The 238-nt window shown below is 72.3% G+C and carries 1 protein-coding gene; it reads left to right on the top strand.

Annotated elements, in window-relative coordinates:
- A partial coding sequence (locus ACQG3P_RS23250; protein ID WP_426806360.1) for a hypothetical protein occupies positions 1 to 238 on the top strand: 238 nt, incomplete at both ends.

The raw sequence follows: 238 nt of genomic DNA, 5'->3' as shown, positions 1-238 counted from the left end.
CACCTCCGCGACGTGCTGTCGCCTCCCCCGACCGACGAGCGCGACGCCCCCGAGCCCCACTTCGCCGTGCGGCGCGAGCTGGTCAAGCGGCTGGGCGCGCAGGAAGGCGAGGACAAGCGCTGGCGCGAGAACGTGCTCGACGTTCGCCTGCATGTGGAGTTCAGCGGCGTGGAACTGGACGCCGCCACCCGCGAGCAGGTCGAGATCTACCGCAGCGGCGCCGGCAAGTCCGGTGGCA

It is taken from the genome of Stenotrophomonas sp. SrG, assembly GCF_050031795.1.
Lineage (GTDB): Bacteria > Pseudomonadota > Gammaproteobacteria > Xanthomonadales > Xanthomonadaceae > Stenotrophomonas > Stenotrophomonas rhizophila_A.
Note: the sequence above shows the minus strand (reverse complement) of the source record. Positions and strands in the feature narration are given on the sequence as shown.